This window comes from Winogradskyella jejuensis (assembly GCF_900129745.1).
Taxonomy (GTDB): Bacteria; Bacteroidota; Bacteroidia; order Flavobacteriales; family Flavobacteriaceae; genus Winogradskyella; species Winogradskyella jejuensis.
Map to the genome: position 1 here is coordinate 168,740 of NZ_FQWS01000002.1, position 18,126 is coordinate 186,865.

Genomic DNA, 18,126 nt, shown 5'->3' on the forward strand with positions numbered 1-18,126 from the left:
TTCTAATGAAATTCAATAAAAGAAAATGAGAAATTTAATCGGAAGAAAGAAATGCAACGGTTTGATTGCTACATCTCTATTGCAATAATACAATTTTTATTTAAAATTTAATATATCATTTAAAATAAACTGCTAATTTTGTGCTTTCATTTTAATTAATATTATGATTCAGCGCATACAAACCCTTTATTTACTTGTTGCCATTGCAATCTCTGCGGGATTAATATTTGTTTTCGATTTGTATACAGATAAGAATCAGACGCTTGTGTTTGCGAAAGATAACTACTTGTATTTAGGCTTGTTTTTAGGTTCTGCTTTATTATCTTTGATTTCAATATTTAGTTATAAAAATAGAAAGTCTCAGTTTGTATTGGGACGACTTAATATAATATTAAACTTTATTTTACTAGGAGTGTTCGTGTATCAATCTCTAAATTTATCTGGAGAAGCTACGGTTTCTGAGAAAGGTATTGGGATGATTCTTCCTATTTTTTCTATCGTGTTTTTAGTCTTAGCAAATAAGGCAATTAAAAAGGATGAAGATCTTGTAAAATCTGTGGATAGATTACGATAAACACCTAAAATCTTAGTAGTATTAGTGCGAAAAGACCCGAAGTGAAAGCTTCGGGTTTTTTATTTGCCTACCCTAGCCTTTTCAAGGAAAGGAACTCTTACTCGGGCGCAAAGTTTTAACCTTTTATTTATAGACAACAGTGAAAGCCCTACCCTTTGAGAAGGATTTAGGATGGGCTCTTATCTCGGAAACTCAATGACTTCAAGATTATCAATTTTTCGTCCATCAATAGTAAAACGAAGCATGGTGCGTACTTTATGAAATCCATGTTTGCCTACAGCACCAGGATTCATATGTAGTACATTCAGTTTTTTATCGGGCATTACTTTTAGAATATGTGAGTGCCCGCATATAAATAAACGAGGCGGATTCAACCTTATTTCTTCTCGTACTCTGTTATTGTAATTAGGAGGATAGCCTCCAATATGCGTTATCCAAACATCTACGCTCTCGCATATAAAACGGTTATGTTCTGGGAATTCAGCTCTAGCTTCAGCATTATCTATATTGCCAAAAACAGCTCTAAGCGGTTTTAGTTTTTTTATAGCATCTGTAACGTCTAAATCTCCTATGTCTCCAGCATGCCAAACTTCATCCGCTTGCTTAACATGCTTTAATATGGTGTCGTCAATATAGCTATGCGTATCGGAGAGTAGTAGGATTTTTTTCATTTATGCTGGATTTATTTCAGTATCTATTTGCATGAAAGCGGAAATCTATTTACAGTTTATTTAAGATTTCTTTAGGATTAAAAACCACTATCTTTGTGGCTTTTAATAGCAAAAGTAAAGGTTTTTGAGGTATTTTATTCAGTTGTCATATAATGGCGCCGCTTACCATGGTTGGCAGATTCAGCCAAATGCTGTAACGGTACAAGAAACCATTCAAGATGCACTTTCAAAACTTTTGAATACAACACTGAGTATTACTGGCGCTGGACGCACGGATACTGGCGTTCACGCCTCTCAGATGTATGCTCATTTTGATTTCGATGAAATTATAGACACTGATAATTTAGTTTATAAACTCAACTCGTTTTTACCAAAGGATATAGCTATTCAATCTATATTTCAAGTAGCCGATGATGCGCATGCGCGTTTTCATGCCATTAGAAGAAGTTATGATTATAAAATTACCTTGAAAAAAGATGTTTTTCAGTATGACTATGCATACTACATGCATCAAAAACTAGATGTAGATAAAATGAATGCTGCTTCAGAAATTTTATTACAATATGAAGATTTTCAGTGTTTTTCAAAAAGTAATACGGATGTAAAAACCTACAATTGTAAAATTGAATATGCACGATGGAACAAAGATTATGATATGCTTGTTTTTACAATTAGTGCCGACCGTTTTTTACGTAATATGGTACGCGCCATTGTGGGAACTTTAGTGAATATTGGATTGGATAAGTTAGAAGTTGAGGATATGCATAGTATCATAGCTTCAAAAGATAGGGGAGAAGCAGGATTTTCTGTCCCGGCAAAAGGTTTATATTTGACACAGGTTCTTTATCCTGATGAGATATTTGAATAATTAAAAATAGAAATAGATTTAAAAAGATACCGAAATAAGTTCGGTACAAGCATGGCAGAAAAGCAAAAAAAAATATTTGATGTTAGCTTATTTAAGCGATTGCTAAATTATATAAGGCCTTATCGACTTATTTTTATAGTATCCTTAATGTGCGTTATTGGTTTAGCTGTTTTTAGCGCGGCTAGACCTTATGTACTTAAAATGGCCATAGACTCTAACATTAAGCCTAGACTTTTTGAAGGATTTATGCCTTTTATCGTTGCTATGATTGGGCTTCTGATTTTAGAAGTGATTTGTCAGTTACTCTTCATTTATTATGCAAGCTGGTTAGGGCAGTCGGTTGTAAAAGACATTAGAGTTAAGTTGTTTAAGCACATGCTTAAATTTAAAATGACCTATTATGATAAGTCTTCTGTAGGTGTTTTAATTACGCGAGCAGTGACAGATATGGAGCGCATTGCAGACATATTTGGTCAAGGCTTATTTATGATTTTTAGTGATATTCTTAAAATGGCTGTTGTAGCTGGTGTGATGCTGTATATTAATGTGAAGATTAGTTTAATTGTCTTTGTGACGCTCCCGCTTATTGTTTTTGCAACCAAGATTTTTCAGAAGTACATGAAACGTGCTTTTGAGGATGTACGTACCGAAGTATCTAATTTAAATTCTTTTGTGCAAGAGCGTGTCACGGGAATGAAGATTTTACAACTGTTTACACGTGAAAAAACAGAGTATAAGAACTTCACCAAAATAAACGAGCGTCATAAAAAAGGCTGGTTAAAAACGGTTTGGTATAATTCTATATTCTTTCCAATAGCAGAATTTTTATCTTCTCTTACTATGGCTATGGTTATTTTAGTGGGTGGTTATGATATTGTGAGCCAGGTACCAGATACAACTGTTGGGGATTTGGTGTCATTTACCATGTTCATTCCAATGCTTTTTAGACCACTGAATCAAATAGCAAACAAATTCAATACCTTGCAAATGGGTATGGTTGCTGCAGACCGTGTGTTTAAAGTTTTAGATACAGAATCTCAGATAGATGACAGAGGTGAGCTTGAAGCTGGCCACTTAAATGGACATATTAAGTTTAATGATGTACGTTTTTCTTATGTAGAAGGTGAAGAAGTACTTAAAGGCGTATCTCTAGATATTAAAGCAGGTGAAACCATAGCTATTGTTGGAGCAACAGGAGCAGGAAAATCAACCATCATAAATCTTCTTAATCGGTTTTACGATATTAAATCTGGAAGCATAGAAATAGATGGCACAAATATTCAGAAATTTTCTTTGAATTCCTTGCGTGAGCAGATAGCTGTTGTATTACAAGATGTGTTTTTATTTGCAGATACGATTCTTAATAATATTACGCTTAATAATCCAGATATATCTGAAGAAGATGTTGTAAAAGCAGCTAAAGCTATAGGTATACATGATTTTATTTCGAGTTTACCTAATGGTTATCATTATAACGTAAAGGAGCGTGGTGTTATGCTGTCTTCTGGTCAGCGTCAACTGATTTCTTTCTTACGAGCTTACATGACTAATCCAAGTATATTAATTTTAGATGAAGCCACCTCTTCAGTAGATTCGTATTCAGAGCAACTTATGCAAGATGCTACGGACAAAATTACAGAAGGCAGAACATCTATAATTATTGCGCATCGCTTAGCTACAATACAGCAGGCTGATAAGATTATTGTTATGGATGCAGGACAAGTTGTAGAAATTGGTACACATCAAACTTTATTGCAAAAAGAAGATGGATATTACCGCAACCTTTACGAAGTTCAGTTTTTGAATGCCGAAGCGGTTTAGTTAATAGTGTCTTTTAGAACTTTTTGAGCTTCAATAGCTTTTCTTTGTGCTTCAACCATTTTCTCGAAGTCTCCATTGAAGTACATTACACCAAACATTATTATTGATGCAATGATACCAAATACAATAAGAACACAGATAAAAATTAAAGTACGCATTATAAAATTTAACCAATCGAGGTTAAAAATTCGTTTTAAAGAATAGCCTATATAGATTAATAGCAGCGGTCCAGAAATAAATGATACTTGCCCAAAAGAGAGACCACACATAGCACTAATGATTACTATAAAAAAGCCTATAATGCTTAATTGGGCTAACAAATACATATATATAACTAGATGTTCTGTGTAGTTGTATCTAAACTTCTTTTCTCCAATAAAAACGATAATTGACATCAATGCATATATAGGTACATTGAGAATCATTGCTATGGATTGGTATTCAGTTACAAAATTCAGAACTTCAGTATTTGATGCTGCTGTTGCCTCTGTAGAAATTGCTTCCATATTCAAAGCATCAGGGAAAAATTTTTGAAGAATATAAAATTGTAACCCTGCAATTGTTATGGCTAATGCATAATAGCTTATAACATTGACATATTTCTTTCTTGTACCAGAAATATAAGACCTAATTACAGCTTCAGGCTTAGTTAATAAAGAAATGAATGTTTGTAAAAGCTTATTGTCATAATTCAGAAATTCTTCAGAAAAATGAGAAAACAAATTCCCAAAGGTTAATCTATTTCTTATAACGCGGGCACCACATTTATTACAGTAATCACTGTCTGGAATCAATTCTATTTTACAGTTTTTACAATTCATTCTTATTGGTATTAGCTAATTTTTTTGATGAGAACTATAATTGCGACAACTAATCCAATAATCATCATCAATGCAATAAATATCAAAAAAAACATTAAAAACATCAAAACAAAATACCCTAGAGTATTCCAAAACGAAGTATTAAATACTCGTTTTAAAACATAGAATAGATAAATAAATGTTAGAAGCGTTATTGATATTGATAAGGTGAAAAAATTAATCCCAAAGGCTAAAAGAATTACATAAAAAAATGCCGATATGATTACAACTTGTGCACCATAGTATAGATTTAAAACAACATGTTCAGTAAAGTTAAAACGTCTTAGTCCTACAACCCAATAAGTAAGCCATGTAGCCAACGCAGAAAACGGAATACTAATAGTGTAAAATAAACTTTGATAGCTGTTAAACTCATCAGACTTCATATTTAGCATTGGGTTGTTTTCTTGTCCAGGCATTTTAGAAAAAGACTCCATGAAACTTGATGTGTAAAGTTCCGGGTCGTTAAAAACGTTATTCATAAAAAACACCTGAATACCTAGGAGTGTTAATGCTATAGCAAAATACTGAATAACGTTAATGTATTTCTTTCGTGTTCCATCTATATAGCCATTAATGACTACTTCTGGCTTGGTAAATAAATGAATGAAGGTTTTAAGCAGTTTGTTGTCAACAGACATAAATTCAGCATTAATCTGCTGAAAAAGGACTTTCATGGTCAGTCTGTTTTTTATAACTCTAGCGCCACATTCAAAACAGTAACGTTGATTTTTAGATAAGGGTATTTCGCAATTTTTACACTCCATTAAATCAAGTCTTTCTTTATTTTGTCTACCAATTCTTCTTTGGTTTTGTACATAACAAATTCAGCATTTTTTACATAAGATACTGTTCCGGTTTCTTCACTTACAACAAGTGCCAATGCATCTGTTTTTTCGGTAATTCCAAGTGCAGCACGGTGCCGTAAACCAAAACGTTTTGGTATCGTAACTTCATTATTTACAGGCAAAATAACACGTGTAGCTTTTACGACATTGTTATCAATAATAATAGCGCCATCATGGAGTGGACTATTTTTGAAAAATATGCTTTCTATAATTGGTTGCGATACCGTAATATTCATTTCATCTCCTGTGTTAGTCAAGAAATCGAGATTATTATTTCGCTCTATAACAATTAAAGCACCGGTATTTGTAGTGCCCATTTTTACACAAGCATTGACAATGGCCTCAACATCATTAGTGGTTTCGGTGTCGCTATTTAAAAACTTAAAATTTTTGAAAATGCGTCGCTTTCCTGATAGATTAGTAGAACCAACCATAAGTAGAAACTTGCGTATTTCGGGTTGAAAGACTACAATGAGCGCAATAATACCAACCTTCATAAAGCCATCTACAATTTGATAGAGAAGATGCATGTTAAGGTAATCTGTAACCACCCAAACCAAATAAATAATAAGTATACCAATAAAGATATTGATGGCAACAGTACCTTTTACGAGTTTGTAGATGTAAAATAGTAGAATAGCAACTAGGAAAACATCGACAAAATCGATAAATCTAAAATCCCAAAGTTGTATATCGCTCAAATTGGTAGGTTTTTGGCTAATTTAACAAATTCACTTTAATAAAAGAATTCGTTATCGTCAATTGTTAAGCTTAGTGATTTTAGTTTTGCCAGTTTAGATTTAAGAGTTATGTAATCTTGAAAAGTTAGATTTTTTGAAAAGATAGCATTAGTAGATATTGGATATTTTTTCAGTTCACTTTTAAGTTTTTCTTCAAAGGATTCAATTGTTGTCACTATTGTTAATACTTCTGTGCTTATTAACTTCAAAACTATTTCGGATTTAGAAACAACATTTATTTGATAGTGAATAGAATCTTTTTTGGTTGAAATGTATAAATCAAAATCTACATCTTTTAGCTTATAATCAACATCCGTAAACTCCAAAAACCCTAAGTTTTTAATGCTGGTATCATTACAAGTGAAGTAATTTTTGGCATTTTCATTTTTATGCATAGATGCTTTACGGCGTTTGTTTTGCAAGTATTGGAGATGCGGAAGTACTTGCTTTAGCGTTAAACGCTTATCAACGTTAACCAACCAATTTGTAGTGCTAATCAAGTTTTTTCTATTAAACTCAGTAGAGTCTGGTTGAGTTTCGTCATAAAATATATAAGCAGGAGAGACATCTAGGACTTCGGTAATTTTAGCATTCTGAATTTCTGGAAGTTGTAATACTTTTTCATTAGAACAACTCAAAGAAAACAGACACAGGAGTAAGAGAATATAACGCATTAGTTAGATTTTAGCTGATTAAAAAGGGTTACGCATTCCATAGCTTCCTTTACATCATGAACACGTAATAGTGAAGCACCATTCTCCAAAGCTATCATGTTGAGTGCTGTAGTGCCATTAAGTGCTTCTTTTGCAGATGTATTTAGTGTTTTGTAAATCATCGATTTACGAGAAAGTCCTGCCAATATAGGTTTGTCGATAATTTTTAGGAGTTTTAAATGATTCAAAAGTTGGTAATTCTGCTCTAATGTTTTTGCAAAACCAAAACCTGGGTCTATAATAATATCATTTATTTTAGCTTTATGCGCCAAAGCAATTTGCTCTCCAAAATAACTAATCATCTTTTTTAGCAAATCCTCATAATCTGTTTGTTGCTGCATGGTTTTTGGATTACCACGCATGTGCATCATAATGTAGGGGACGCGAAGTTTGCCAACAGTTTCAATCATGTCGTCATCTAATTTCCCAGCAGATATGTCGTTAATCAGGGCAGCACCTGCTTCAATAGTTTGTCGTGCTACTTCACTTCTAAAGGTATCAATGGATATTAAGGTTTCGGGAAATTCTTTCAGTATTAATTCTACAACAGGTACAACACGATTTATTTCTTCAGTTTCACTTACAAAATCGGCTCCCGGACGAGAGCTATAACCACCAATATCAATAAAAGTAGCACCGTTACTCAGCATCGTTTCAACCTGATTCAAAATTTGGGTTTTATCTTTATAACTTCCGCCGTCGTAAAAAGAGTCTGGAGTTACATTTAAAACACCCATAACTTTGGGTTGCGATAAATCTATGAGTTGTCCTTTACAGTTTATAGTCATAACTAACTAAATATCAATTAATAAAAACCAAATCCCAAAAACTTTGAACTTCTGATTTATTTATGCGAAATTTACGCATAATTTTTATTCAATTTAATGCAAGATACTTCTAAACAATATGACGCTGTAGTTGCCAAATGTCGCAGCTTATTTGTCAACAAAATGAGTGATTATGGTAGTGCATGGCGCATTTTAAGGCTACCATCTTTAACCGACCAAATTTTTATAAAAGCGCAACGCATTAGAAGTTTGCAGCAAAACGACGTACGAAAAGTTGATGAGGGAGAAGTTAGTGAGTTTATCGGCATTATTAATTATTGTATCATGGCTTTGGTACAACTAGAAAAAGGTGTTGTAGAGCAACCAGATATGGATACTGATGAAGCCACAGAACTCTACGATAAGCATTTAGCAATTACTAAGCAGTTAATGTTAGATAAGAATCACGATTATGGTGAAGCTTGGAGAGATATGCGCGTAAGCAGTCTTACAGATTTAATTTTGCAGAAGTTGCTACGCGTTAAGCAAATTGAAGACAATGCAGGTAAAACTATTGTGAGTGAAGGTATTGATGCCAATTACCAAGATATGATTAATTACGCAGTATTTGCGATGATTCATTTAGGTGAAGGAAAATAATAATTATGAAATATATAGTTCAAATAAGTAGAATTTGTGTAGGCGTTTTATTCATCATTTCTGGATTTATAAAGCTAAATGACCCGCTAGGGTTTTCATATAAATTACAAGAATACTTTAGTTCAGATGTTCTTAATATTCCTTTTTTAGAGCCCTATTCACTAGGAATTTCAGTGTTTGTAGTGGTTTTAGAAGTCGTGCTGGGTGTCTTTTTACTTATTGGCTATAAGAAGAAGTTTACCATTTGGATGCTTCTTGGGATGATAGTGTTCTTTACATTTTTAACATTCTACTCCGCCTATTTCGATAAGGTAAAAGACTGTGGTTGCTTTGGGGATGCTCTAAAACTAACACCTTGGGAAAGTTTTACTAAAGATGTCGTTCTATTGGTATTGATACTCATTTTATTTTTTGGACAGAAATATATAAAACCACTGTTTAAAACGTTGCCTAATACAATTATTGCACTTCAGAGTTTTATTGTATCACTCTGGTTTGCCTATCACGTGCTTATGCATTTACCGGCAATTGATTTTAGAGCGTATAAGATTGGAAATAATTTATCTGATGAAATGGCTGTACCAGAAAATGCTCCAAAGCCTATTATCGAATATACATGGACATTTAAAGTTAATGGAGAGAATAAAGAATTTGTGACCAACGGAAGTTATCCTGATGTGCCAAATGGCGAATACGTAGGTGTTGAAACTAAAGAAATAGACCCAGGGTTTATTCCAGCTATTCAGGATTTTACGATAGAGTCTAACGAGGAAGATTTAACGACTTACTTTCTTGAAAAAGAGAACCTGGTCATAGTGGCCATGTATAATGTTTACAATGCCGAAGAAGAAGGCCTTTTAAAGTTGAAAAATTTTACAGATGAAGCCATTAAGAAAGGCTACACAGTTATAGGGCTTTCTGCGTCTGGAGATGAAGCGAAACAGCAGCTAAAGACTAAATACAACTTCAATTTTAAGACCTATTTATGTGACGAAAAAGTAGTAAAAACTATTGTGCGTGCCAATCCAGGAGTCATTATCCTAAATAAAGGAACTGTACTTAATAAAGCACATTGGAATGATATTGAGGATATAGAGTTAGTTGAAGTAGAATCAGAACCACTGATTGAAGAAAAGAAAGATGATGGAACATTACATCTAATCGATAATCAAATTTCTACAAAAGAAGAGGTTGAGGCACTTAATGAAGATAAAATTAAAGAGGTTAGAGTCTTAAAAGAAAGATTTGAAGGTGATGTTTTAGATTCTATCAATAAAGTAAATAACACAAACTTTACTTCTTTAATCGAAGTGAAATTAAAGAAACAGTAATCTGCTCAACTACCTATTAAATAAAGTCTTTTATGCCATACTCACTTTAATAGGAGTGGTTACCGTAATATTTTTATTATTTACAGTTTTGCCAGGAGACCCTGCAAAGATGATGTTGGGTCAAAACCAAACTGCAGAACAAGTTGAAGCCGTAAAAAAGAAGTATGGTTTCGATAAACCACTAAGTACACAGTATTTCTATTATTTAAATGATTTATCGCCGTTATCTTTTCATTCAACAAATCCAGAAGATTATACATTTTTAGAAGCCAATAAATATTCAGCTGCCAAACTATTCACTATTGGTAATACTTCCACGGTTATAAAATTACCTTATTTAAGAGCTTCATTTGCAAAACAAGGTAAAAAAGTAAGTGAGGTCATTGGAGATACGCTTCCTAATACATTTGTGTTAGCAGTTTCTGCTATAGTAATTGCCATGATTTTAGGGTTGATTTTCGGAGTCATTTCGGCACTAAAAAAAGATACTTGGATAGATAGGGCTATACAAGTGTTTAGCACATTTGGCATGAGTATACCTTCATTTTTTAGCGCTATTTTATTTGCTTGGTTGTTTGGATTTGTATTGCACAAATACACCAACTTAGAAATGACGGGCAGTCTTTATGAGCTTGATGATTTTGGAGAAACTGTAAATATTAAATGGAAGAATTTGATTCTTCCAGCCATTGTTTTAGGTATACGTCCATTAGCAGTTATTATTCAGCTAATGCGAAATTCTCTACTAGAAGTGATGAGTCAAGATTACATCCGTACTGCAAGAGCCAAAGGCTTGAGCGAATTTCAGATTATAAAAAATCATTCTATAAAAAATGCTTTAAACCCTGTTGTTACGGCTATATCGGGTTGGTTTGCATCAATGCTAGCAGGTGCTGTTTTTGTAGAATATATTTTTGGTTGGAATGGTTTGGGTAAAGAAATAGTAAATGCTTTAAATACTTTGGATTTGCCAGTTATTATGGGAGCTGTTTTAGTTATAGCTGTACTTTTCATAGTAATAAATATCCTTGTAGATGTTATTTATGTTATGCTAGACCCTCGTGTAAAGCTATCCTAGTAATCTATGAGATTTGTCACTAATACTTTGCGTTTAAACGCCTATTTTTGTAGTTCTAAATAGAAAATAATACATCACACATCATGAGAAAAAATATAGTTGCAGGCAATTGGAAAATGAATAACAACTTGTCTCAAACACAAGCTCTAATTTCAGATTTAAAAAAGCAGAATCAAACTTCAAATGCTGAGGTTATGATTGCACCACCATTTACAAATTTATGGCATGCTTTTGAGGCTTTAAGGCAAGATACTATTGAGGTTGTGGCTCAGAATATGCATTTTGCAGAAAATGGAGCTTATACAGGTGAGGTTAGTGCAGCGATGTTAAAAAGTGTAGGTATTAAAACCGTTATTTTAGGCCATAGTGAGCGTCGTGCTTATTTTAATGAAACAGATGCGTCTTTAGCTAAAAAGGTAGATTCAGCTTTATCAAATGGAATGCGAGTTATTTTTTGCTTTGGTGAAGAATTAGCAGACCGTAAAGCAGGAAACGAAGAGAATATAGTTGGTGACCAAATCAAGAATGCCTTATTTCATTTAGGAGCAGATGCATTTCAAAATATAGTTTTAGCTTATGAGCCTGTTTGGGCTATTGGCACTGGGGAAACTGCAAGTCCGGAGCAAGCGCAAGATATGCATGCCTTTATACGTAAAACACTTTCCGAAAAATATGGTAATGAAGTTGCCGATGAAGTTTCAATTCTATATGGAGGTAGTGTTAAGCCAGCTAATGCTAAGGAGATTTTCTCGAAGCCAGATGTAGATGGTGGACTTATTGGAGGCGCTTCACTTAAAGCGGAAGACTTTTTTGCTATTGTAAATGCATTTTAAGTAATGTCTAATATCATCTATATAGGATACGATTTTAAAGTATCACCGCTTCAGCCAGGAACAGAAATCTTGATTGCTGAATTAGGCTATGCAGGATTTGAAAGTTTTGTCGAAAATGAGTCTGGCGTAACAGCATACATACAAAAAGAAGAATGGCATAAAGACATTCTTGAGCATATTCAGATTTTAGACTCCGATGAATTTGAAATCACCTACCAATTCAATGAAATAGAACAAACCAACTGGAATGCTGAGTGGGAAAAAAAATTCAATCCTATTATTGTTGATGATTTGGTCACTGTTCGTGCGCCTTTTCATGATGTTCCAGATACCAAATACGATTTAGTTATAGAGCCGAAAATGAGTTTTGGAACAGGTCATCATGAAACGACTCATATGATGATTCAGCATATTCTAAAGAACGACTTTAATGGTAAGTCTGTTTTAGATATGGGTTGCGGTACAGGAGTTCTTGCTATTTTGGCTGAGAAATGTGGAGCAAGCAAACTAGATGCTATAGATATAGATAATTGGTGCTATCTCAATAGTTTAGAAAATGTTGAACGTAACAACTGTCATCATATTTCAGTTTATGAAGGTGATGCAAAACTATTAGAAGGAAAAACATACGATATAATCATTGCTAATATTAATCGCAATATTTTACTCTCAGATATTTCTACTTATGCCAAATGCTTAACCAAAAATGGTTCACTATTTTTAAGTGGCTTTTATGAAGATGATATACCTACAATTGAAGCTGAGTGTAATCAACATTCATTAACGCTTACAGACAAACTTCAGAGGAATAATTGGGTTGCTTTGATGTTTAATAATTAACTTTTTTCAATCATTTTGTTTCATATCGATGAACTGCATAAAATTTTAACTAAAAAGTTAAGATTTTGTTAAAGAAATGTGGTTTTTCCGTAAACTTTTTTCGTTTTCTCAGCGTAACTTAGAGTAAATAATATTATTTGATTATAGACATTTTTGAGAGCCGAATCATTTTGGCACTCTAGAATTTCAATGCCTTGTTTTACGTAAACGATTTAAACCAATTTATTAACGAAACCCAAAATTTAAAATGAAAAATTTAGCCAAAAATTGGATAGCTTTATTATCCGTAATCGCTTTAGTTTTTACTGCTTGTGAGAAAGATAAAACAGCTGAAGACGATTTGTTAAACCTAAATGAAGATATTTTTCTCAATACAACCGATTTACAAAACAGAACTGTTGTAACAGACGCTGAACTACTTAACTCAATACAGTCTTTAGATATAGATGTAGGTGTAGTCTCTGTAGGAGATTTTCATTTACCAGATGGTACGACCGAAGAACGCTATTATATTGGTAGTGACATTACATTCACACCAGAAGAGTTAGATAATTTATTAAATCCTGATGAAACAGGAAGACAGTATCGCACTTTTAACTTAGTTACTGGCGCTAACCGAACTATTAATATCTTAGGTTATACTGGCGGCAGTCAGGCATTATCCTCAAAAGCTCAAACAGCTTTAGGATGGGCTGTAGATAACTATAATAATTTGAATACTACACTTCAATTTAATTTGACTTTTGGTACAAATTTCCAAGCTGCTGATATGGTAGTCTATGATAATAGTATAAATGTACCTGCTAGTCAGTCTCAAGGTGGTGTGGCTGGTTTTCCAAATTCAGCAGGAGAGCCTAACAAGTTTGTACAGATTTACAACATTGAGCAGTTTTCCACAAATGTAAATGAGCATGTTATTACACACGAAATTGGCCACTCTGTAGGGTTTAGACACTCAGATTGGTTTGATAGATTAAGCTGTCCAGCTTCTTCTCAAGGTAATGAAGGAAGCGGTTCTGATGGAGCAGTACATATTCCTGGTACACCAACAGGAAGAGATTTAACATCTGTTATGCAAGCCTGTTTTTCTACAAGTGAAGATGGAGAGTTTAATGGAAATGATATTATTGCTCTAGAATTCATGTATCCAGAGAGTACAGCTGGTCCATGTGATGGTGTTTCAGAATGGCAAAGTGGCGTAAATTATCCTATAGGTTCTTTAGTAACTTATTTTGGTAATTTATACGAACGTGTGTCTGGTGGTTGGACTCTACTAGGTCCATGTAACTAGTAAGTAAAACTTTTTTTCAATATAAATGGGTTGTTCTCTTAATGGAGAATAACCCATTTACTTTTTAAATGAATTTTTAACATACTTAAAATGTCAATAAGTTTTTTTTGCTCGTTTTAATACTGAATATTTTTTAAATTAGCTCAATAGTTATAGACATGGATTTTCAAGAGAAAATAAAAGAACAGTTATTAGTTGAAGAAGAAGTTGTAAAACAGAATGAAATTGTTTTGTTTAATGATGATGTTAATACCTTTGACCACGTAATCGATACATTGATTTACGCTTGTGACCATACACCAGAACAAGCAGAGCAGTGTTCTATAATTGTGCATTACAAAGGAAAGTGTACTGTTAAGACTGGTGCTTATGACGATTTAAAACCTCGATGTTCTAAACTACTGCAAGCTGGACTCAGTGCAGAGATAGTATAAATAAAAAATCCCGCAATTGCGGGATTTTTTATTACATAGAAATTAAGTATTTACTTCTTCATTCTGCCAACAGCACAGCTCACAAAAGATTTGGCTTTTTTAGGAAGCGTATTTGCTTCGCCTTTCAATGGATAGCCTAAGTCTGAGAGTTTTTTTGTGACACTTTCTAATTGAGTGTCCAATTCAAAATTCAGAGAAACTTCATCGGTTTCGTTATTCACAATCACACCCGAAATACCTTCAATTTTTAAAAGTTGGGTAACTATAGTATTAGCGCACCCACCACATTTTAAATTCTGTATTTTCAGCGTCGTTGAGCCCATTACTTAGCCTTAAGTTTACAAGTACTAATGCCCAAAATTTTATACAATGGGCAAAAGCTTATTAAGCTTGTAATTAGAAAAACGATAGCTACGCCCATTAAAACATAAGCCAATGTTCCTTCTATAACATTAAAATAGTAGAGTAGTGCTACTGCTACAGCAATAAGAATTCTTATTGTTTTGTCGATGTTGTTCATGTTTTTTTTCATAATTCAATGGTATTAGAGTGTTGACGGACAAACAAAATCTGTAGTTGGTAAATCCGTTTTCTTTATGGCTGCAAAACCGCCAGCAATATCTACAAGATTATTAAATCCTCTTGCTTTTAGAATCGATGCGGCAATGACAGAACGATAACCACCAGCACAATGGATGTGATACGTTTTATCTTTGCTTACTTTATTCATGTTGTCGTTAATATAATCTAGAGCAAAATGCTGAGCGTCCTCTAAGTGAGTCGAATTATATTCGCCATCCTTTCTTACATCAAGAATATTTATATTTCCTTTTTTTACGCGTTCAGCAAATTCTTCTGCAGATATAGACTCTAAAGTTTCGATATCTTTTCCTGATTTTTGCCAAGCTTCAATACCGCCTTCTAAATATCCTAAGGTATTATCGTAGCCAACGCGAGATAATCTGGTAACTGCTTCGGCCTCTTTTCCTTCAGGTACTACCAAAATTATAGGCTGTTTAAGATCTGTTATTAGAGCGCCAACCCATGGTGCAAATTGCCCATTAAGCCCTATAAAAATTGAATTTGGGATGTGACCTTTTACGTATTCAGATTGTGGACGAACATCTAAAACCAAAGCAGACTCATGATTAGCTAAAGCTTCAAAATCTTCAGGATTTAGTGGTGTATCTCCCTTTTGAAGAACCTCTTCAAACGTAGAATAGCCGGTTTTATTTAGCATCGCATTTTTAGCAAAATACTGCGGTGGTGGTGCAATCCCATCGAGAACTTCTTTTACAAACTCATCCTTCGTCATATCTGCTCGTAAGGCATAATTCGTTTTCTTTTGTTCACCTAAGATACCCACTGTTTCTTTACTAAGGTTTTTTCCGCAGGCAGAACCGGCGCCATGCGCAGGATAAACAATAACGTCATCAGCTAAAGGCATAATTTTGTTTCTTAAAGAATCATAGAGCATTCCTGCTAAATCTTCCTTTGTTAAATCAGATTTTATCGCTAAATCTGGACGACCAACATCTCCAAGAAATAAAGTATCTCCAGAGAAAATAGCATGGTCTTTTCCGTTTTCGTCAATTAATAAATAAGTCGAAGATTCTAAGGTGTGTCCTGGTGTGTGTAAGACCTTTATTGTTAGTTTTCCTAACTTAAATTCCTCATTATCTTTTGCTGAATGTATATCATAATCAGTGGTTGCGCCAGGTCCATAAACTATTGTTGCGCCTGTTTTCTTTGCTAAATCTACATGCCCGGAAACAAAATCTGCATGAAAATGTGTTTCAAAAATATATTTGATTTTTGCATTATTGGCTTTAGCCTTATCTATGTATTGTTGCGTTTCTCTAAGTGGGTCTATAATTGCGACTTCGCCTTCAGACTCTATGTAATATGCGCCTTGTGCAAGGCATCCTGTGTATAATTGTTCTATTTTCATTTTTTTCTTTTTTAGTGATACAAATTTACAAAACGATATAATTGAATATGTGACATTTGTCACATAGCGCTATAGAAGCTCTTTCCAAATAATGTAAAATCCCATGATTAAGGTGAAATAACCGAAGCCTTTCTTTAGTTTTTTTCCGTCGATGAATTTCGAGAGGTAAAGCCCAAAAATGATTCCAATTATTGAAAGTGCTGTGAATATTAATAGAAAATTCCAATCGATTTCAACTGTTTTTAAATCGCCTAAAAAGCCAATTAATGATTTTATTGAAATGATAAAAAGAGATGTGCCTATGGCTTTTTTCATGGGTAATCGTACAAAAAGCACTAAAACAGGGATATTAAGGAATCCACCACCAGCACCTACAAATCCACTAATTATACCAGTCATTAATCCTAGAAAGAATACCATGTAAGGGTTGTATTTAAAAACTTCATCAGTGACTTCAGCAACACCTGTTTTATTTGATATCATTGATAGACTTGCAAATAGCATGACTATAGCAAATACAAGCATTATGAAAATTCCACTTGTAACTTCAAAATCTCCAACATTAAACATTACTTCTGGTAGAACAGGAACCAAGTAGCGCCTAGTTAAGTAAACGCCAATAATAGATGGAATGGCAAAGATTAAAGCAGCTTTGAAATCAACAAGACCACGTTTTAAACTTTGAAACGCCCCAACTGTTGAAGTGGCGCCAACTACAAATAAAGAATATGCGGTGCCAACAATAGGGTTAAAGCCAAGTAGATATACTAAAATAGGTACAGTTAGGATAGAACCACCACCACCAATTAAACCCATGATGATTCCTGCGATTACAGAACTTATATATCCTAATATCTCTGTATGTTCCATTAATGAGGGAGTTTATCTTTTAAAACGCCGTACATGTATGTTCCAAAAATTGCTGCGGCAATGACTATAATAATAGAAAATGCGCCAGTACCTAATAGGATATACATTGGTCCAGGGCATGCGCCACTGAGTGCCCAACCAAGTCCAAATATACTTCCACCTATAATATATCGTTTAAAACCTCTATCTTTTTTTGGGACTCTTATCAAACGACCTTCAGTAGTTTTTATGCTCATCTTTTTTGAAATCAATAGCAATAGGATTCCTGTGGTAATCGCTGTGCCAATAATACCATACATATGAAAGGATTGAAACTTAAACATTTCAAAAATGCGGTACCATGAAACAGCCTCGGATTTTACTAATACAATTCCAAAGAATATACCAACCAGAAAAAATTTAATGTATTTACTCATAATTAAAATAAGATTGGAAATATTAAATGAATCATTATTAAACCACCGATAAAGAAGCCGATAACGGCAACTAAAGATGGTAATTGTAAACTACTAAGTCCTGTAATTGCATGTCCAGAGGTACAGCCGCCAGCATATCGCGTACCAAAACCAACTAAAAACCCGCCAATTATCAAAATTAGCATGCCTTTAATGGAGAAAATATTTTCCCAACTAAAAAGCTCATCTGGTAACAGAGATTTACCAGCATTTTTAAAGCCTAATTCGTTTAAAGCAGTTATGGATTGTTGACTTAAAGCGATATCTGTAGGATTAGAAAGCAAATGGTGAGCAATAAAACCACCAACAATAGCGCCCAGTACTACTGTGAGATTCCATCTATGGGCTTTCCAATCAAAATCGAAAAAAGCAACGCGCTTGCCAGCGCCACCCATAGAGCAAAGTGTGCGGAGGTTAGAAGACATACCAAATGTTCTTCCAAAATATAAGAGCAAGAACATGACAATAGCAATTAAAGGGCCAGAAACATACCATGGCCAGGGTTCTAAAATGTAATCCAT

At 33.8% G+C, this 18,126-nt stretch carries 22 protein-coding genes; 10 read left to right on the top strand and 12 right to left on the bottom strand.

The features are described 5' to 3' along the window. Nucleotides 1–163: 163 nt before the first annotated feature. Nucleotides 164–574 (top strand): DUF4293 domain-containing protein, encoded by a 411-nt coding sequence (locus BUB95_RS08525; protein WP_073085501.1) that lies wholly within the window; start codon nucleotides 164–166, stop codon nucleotides 572–574. A gap of 179 nt (nucleotides 575–753) precedes the next feature. Here BUB95_RS08525 and BUB95_RS08530 read toward each other — a convergent pair whose 3' ends face one another. Beyond that, nucleotides 754–1,245 (bottom strand): metallophosphoesterase family protein, encoded by a 492-nt coding sequence (locus BUB95_RS08530; RefSeq protein WP_073085503.1) that lies wholly within the window; start codon nucleotides 1,243–1,245, stop codon nucleotides 754–756. Between the two features lie 124 nt (nucleotides 1,246–1,369). Between BUB95_RS08530 and truA the strand changes: the two genes are divergently transcribed. Both truA and BUB95_RS08540 read left to right on the top strand, forming a co-directional pair. Continuing rightward, nucleotides 1,370–2,113 carry a tRNA pseudouridine(38-40) synthase TruA gene (gene truA, locus BUB95_RS08535; RefSeq protein WP_073085505.1) on the top strand — a complete coding sequence of 248 codons (744 nt, stop codon included), beginning with the start codon at nucleotides 1,370–1,372 and terminating at the stop codon, nucleotides 2,111–2,113. Nucleotides 2,114–2,164: 51 nt separating this feature from the next. Next, entirely contained in the window at nucleotides 2,165–3,934 is a 1,770-nt protein-coding gene (locus BUB95_RS08540) for an ABC transporter ATP-binding protein (protein WP_073085507.1), read from the top strand. On the opposite strand, the gene BUB95_RS08545 is transcribed toward BUB95_RS08540, so the two are convergent. The 5 genes from BUB95_RS08545 to folP all read right to left on the bottom strand — a co-directional run bounded on the left by BUB95_RS08545 (nucleotide 3,931) and on the right by folP (nucleotide 7,883). Next, nucleotides 3,931–4,755 (bottom strand): DUF3667 domain-containing protein, encoded by an 825-nt coding sequence (locus BUB95_RS08545; protein ID WP_073085509.1) that lies wholly within the window; start codon nucleotides 4,753–4,755, stop codon nucleotides 3,931–3,933. The genes BUB95_RS08540 and BUB95_RS08545 overlap by 4 nt on opposite strands. An 11-nt stretch (nucleotides 4,756–4,766) precedes the next feature. Further along, nucleotides 4,767–5,471, bottom strand: coding sequence for a DUF3667 domain-containing protein (locus BUB95_RS08550; RefSeq protein ID WP_073085511.1), 705 nt, complete (start codon nucleotides 5,469–5,471; stop codon nucleotides 4,767–4,769). Nucleotides 5,472–5,560: 89 nt separating this feature from the next. Continuing rightward, nucleotides 5,561–6,343: a diadenylate cyclase CdaA gene (gene cdaA / locus BUB95_RS08555; RefSeq protein ID WP_073085513.1), complete on the bottom strand. Its 783-nt coding sequence runs from the start codon at nucleotides 6,341–6,343 to the stop codon at nucleotides 5,561–5,563. Nucleotides 6,344–6,378: 35 nt separating this feature from the next. Then, nucleotides 6,379–7,056, bottom strand: coding sequence for a hypothetical protein (locus tag BUB95_RS08560; RefSeq protein ID WP_073085515.1), 678 nt, complete (start codon nucleotides 7,054–7,056; stop codon nucleotides 6,379–6,381). Beyond that, nucleotides 7,056–7,883: a dihydropteroate synthase gene (gene folP, locus BUB95_RS08565; RefSeq protein WP_073085517.1), complete on the bottom strand. Its 828-nt coding sequence runs from the start codon at nucleotides 7,881–7,883 to the stop codon at nucleotides 7,056–7,058. Before folP ends, BUB95_RS08560 begins: the two co-directional genes overlap by 1 nt. A 96-nt stretch (nucleotides 7,884–7,979) precedes the next feature. Here folP and BUB95_RS08570 point away from each other — a divergent pair, with 96 nt between their 5' ends. The 7 genes from BUB95_RS08570 to BUB95_RS08600 all read left to right on the top strand — a co-directional run bounded on the left by BUB95_RS08570 (nucleotide 7,980) and on the right by BUB95_RS08600 (nucleotide 14,329). After that, nucleotides 7,980–8,522 carry a DUF1599 domain-containing protein gene (locus BUB95_RS08570; RefSeq protein WP_073085519.1) on the top strand — a complete coding sequence of 181 codons (543 nt, stop codon included), beginning with the start codon at nucleotides 7,980–7,982 and terminating at the stop codon, nucleotides 8,520–8,522. Nucleotides 8,523–8,527: 5 nt separating this feature from the next. Continuing rightward, on the top strand, nucleotides 8,528–9,853 hold the full coding sequence (locus BUB95_RS08575) for a BT_3928 family protein (protein ID WP_073085521.1): 1,326 nt from the start codon (nucleotides 8,528–8,530) through the stop codon (nucleotides 9,851–9,853). A 1-nt stretch (nucleotide 9,854) separates the two neighbouring features. Beyond that, the gene (locus BUB95_RS08580; protein WP_073085523.1) at nucleotides 9,855–10,931 is read left to right on the top strand and encodes an ABC transporter permease; all 1,077 of its coding nucleotides are present in this window, start codon (nucleotides 9,855–9,857) and stop codon (nucleotides 10,929–10,931) included. 83 nt (nucleotides 10,932–11,014) lie between these two features. Then, nucleotides 11,015–11,764 (top strand): triose-phosphate isomerase, encoded by a 750-nt coding sequence (gene tpiA / locus BUB95_RS08585; RefSeq protein ID WP_073085525.1) that lies wholly within the window; start codon nucleotides 11,015–11,017, stop codon nucleotides 11,762–11,764. Nucleotides 11,765–11,767: 3 nt separating this feature from the next. Then, nucleotides 11,768–12,604, top strand: coding sequence for a 50S ribosomal protein L11 methyltransferase (prmA, locus tag BUB95_RS08590; protein WP_073085527.1), 837 nt, complete (start codon nucleotides 11,768–11,770; stop codon nucleotides 12,602–12,604). A gap of 247 nt (nucleotides 12,605–12,851) precedes the next feature. Next, complete coding sequence (locus tag BUB95_RS08595) at nucleotides 12,852–13,895, top strand: M57 family metalloprotease (protein WP_073085529.1); 1,044 nt, start codon at nucleotides 12,852–12,854, stop codon at nucleotides 13,893–13,895. Nucleotides 13,896–14,053: 158 nt separating this feature from the next. Further along, on the top strand, nucleotides 14,054–14,329 hold the full coding sequence (locus tag BUB95_RS08600) for an ATP-dependent Clp protease adaptor ClpS (RefSeq protein ID WP_073085531.1): 276 nt from the start codon (nucleotides 14,054–14,056) through the stop codon (nucleotides 14,327–14,329). A 50-nt stretch (nucleotides 14,330–14,379) separates the two neighbouring features. On the opposite strand, the gene BUB95_RS08605 is transcribed toward BUB95_RS08600, so the two are convergent. The 6 genes from BUB95_RS08605 to BUB95_RS08630 form a co-directional block, all read right to left on the bottom strand. Beyond that, the gene (locus tag BUB95_RS08605) at nucleotides 14,380–14,652 is read right to left on the bottom strand and encodes a heavy-metal-associated domain-containing protein (RefSeq protein WP_073085532.1); all 273 of its coding nucleotides are present in this window, start codon (nucleotides 14,650–14,652) and stop codon (nucleotides 14,380–14,382) included. Continuing rightward, the gene (locus tag BUB95_RS08610; RefSeq protein ID WP_317048459.1) at nucleotides 14,652–14,849 is read right to left on the bottom strand and encodes a YgaP family membrane protein; all 198 of its coding nucleotides are present in this window, start codon (nucleotides 14,847–14,849) and stop codon (nucleotides 14,652–14,654) included. The genes BUB95_RS08605 and BUB95_RS08610 overlap by 1 nt, the downstream gene beginning before the upstream one ends. Nucleotides 14,850–14,873: 24 nt before the next feature. Further along, entirely contained in the window at nucleotides 14,874–16,280 is a 1,407-nt protein-coding gene (locus tag BUB95_RS08615) for an MBL fold metallo-hydrolase (RefSeq protein ID WP_073085536.1), read from the bottom strand. A 69-nt stretch (nucleotides 16,281–16,349) separates the two neighbouring features. After that, nucleotides 16,350–17,150, bottom strand: coding sequence for a sulfite exporter TauE/SafE family protein (locus BUB95_RS08620; protein WP_073085537.1), 801 nt, complete (start codon nucleotides 17,148–17,150; stop codon nucleotides 16,350–16,352). Next, nucleotides 17,150–17,566, bottom strand: coding sequence for a DUF6691 family protein (locus BUB95_RS08625; protein ID WP_073085539.1), 417 nt, complete (start codon nucleotides 17,564–17,566; stop codon nucleotides 17,150–17,152). The genes BUB95_RS08620 and BUB95_RS08625 overlap by 1 nt, the downstream gene beginning before the upstream one ends. 2 nt (nucleotides 17,567–17,568) lie before the next feature. Next, nucleotides 17,569–18,126, bottom strand: a complete 558-nt coding sequence (locus BUB95_RS08630; protein WP_073085541.1) for a YeeE/YedE family protein — start codon at nucleotides 18,124–18,126, stop codon at nucleotides 17,569–17,571.

Coding starts and splice junctions, on each gene's coding strand:
- BUB95_RS08525 (WP_073085501.1), top strand. CDS start 164: ATGATTCAGCGCATACAAACCCTTTATTTACTTGTTGCCATTGCAATC.
- BUB95_RS08530 (WP_073085503.1), bottom strand. CDS start 1,245: ATGAAAAAAATCCTACTACTCTCCGATACGCATAGCTATATTGACGAC.
- BUB95_RS08540 (WP_073085507.1), top strand. CDS start 2,165: ATGGCAGAAAAGCAAAAAAAAATATTTGATGTTAGCTTATTTAAGCGA.
- BUB95_RS08545 (WP_073085509.1), bottom strand. CDS start 4,755: ATGAATTGTAAAAACTGTAAAATAGAATTGATTCCAGACAGTGATTAC.
- BUB95_RS08550 (WP_073085511.1), bottom strand. CDS start 5,471: ATGAAAGTCCTTTTTCAGCAGATTAATGCTGAATTTATGTCTGTTGAC.
- BUB95_RS08560 (WP_073085515.1), bottom strand. CDS start 7,056: ATGCGTTATATTCTCTTACTCCTGTGTCTGTTTTCTTTGAGTTGTTCT.
- folP (WP_073085517.1), bottom strand. CDS start 7,883: ATGACTATAAACTGTAAAGGACAACTCATAGATTTATCGCAACCCAAA.
- BUB95_RS08570 (WP_073085519.1), top strand. CDS start 7,980: ATGCAAGATACTTCTAAACAATATGACGCTGTAGTTGCCAAATGTCGC.
- BUB95_RS08575 (WP_073085521.1), top strand. CDS start 8,528: ATGAAATATATAGTTCAAATAAGTAGAATTTGTGTAGGCGTTTTATTC.
- tpiA (WP_073085525.1), top strand. CDS start 11,015: ATGAGAAAAAATATAGTTGCAGGCAATTGGAAAATGAATAACAACTTG.
- prmA (WP_073085527.1), top strand. CDS start 11,768: ATGTCTAATATCATCTATATAGGATACGATTTTAAAGTATCACCGCTT.
- BUB95_RS08595 (WP_073085529.1), top strand. CDS start 12,852: ATGAAAAATTTAGCCAAAAATTGGATAGCTTTATTATCCGTAATCGCT.
- BUB95_RS08600 (WP_073085531.1), top strand. CDS start 14,054: ATGGATTTTCAAGAGAAAATAAAAGAACAGTTATTAGTTGAAGAAGAA.
- BUB95_RS08605 (WP_073085532.1), bottom strand. CDS start 14,652: ATGGGCTCAACGACGCTGAAAATACAGAATTTAAAATGTGGTGGGTGC.
- BUB95_RS08610 (WP_317048459.1), bottom strand. CDS start 14,849: ATGAACAACATCGACAAAACAATAAGAATTCTTATTGCTGTAGCAGTA.
- BUB95_RS08615 (WP_073085536.1), bottom strand. CDS start 16,280: ATGAAAATAGAACAATTATACACAGGATGCCTTGCACAAGGCGCATAT.
- BUB95_RS08620 (WP_073085537.1), bottom strand. CDS start 17,150: ATGGAACATACAGAGATATTAGGATATATAAGTTCTGTAATCGCAGGA.
- BUB95_RS08625 (WP_073085539.1), bottom strand. CDS start 17,566: ATGAGTAAATACATTAAATTTTTTCTGGTTGGTATATTCTTTGGAATT.
- BUB95_RS08630 (WP_073085541.1), bottom strand. CDS start 18,126: ATGGATTACATTTTAGAACCCTGGCCATGGTATGTTTCTGGCCCTTTA.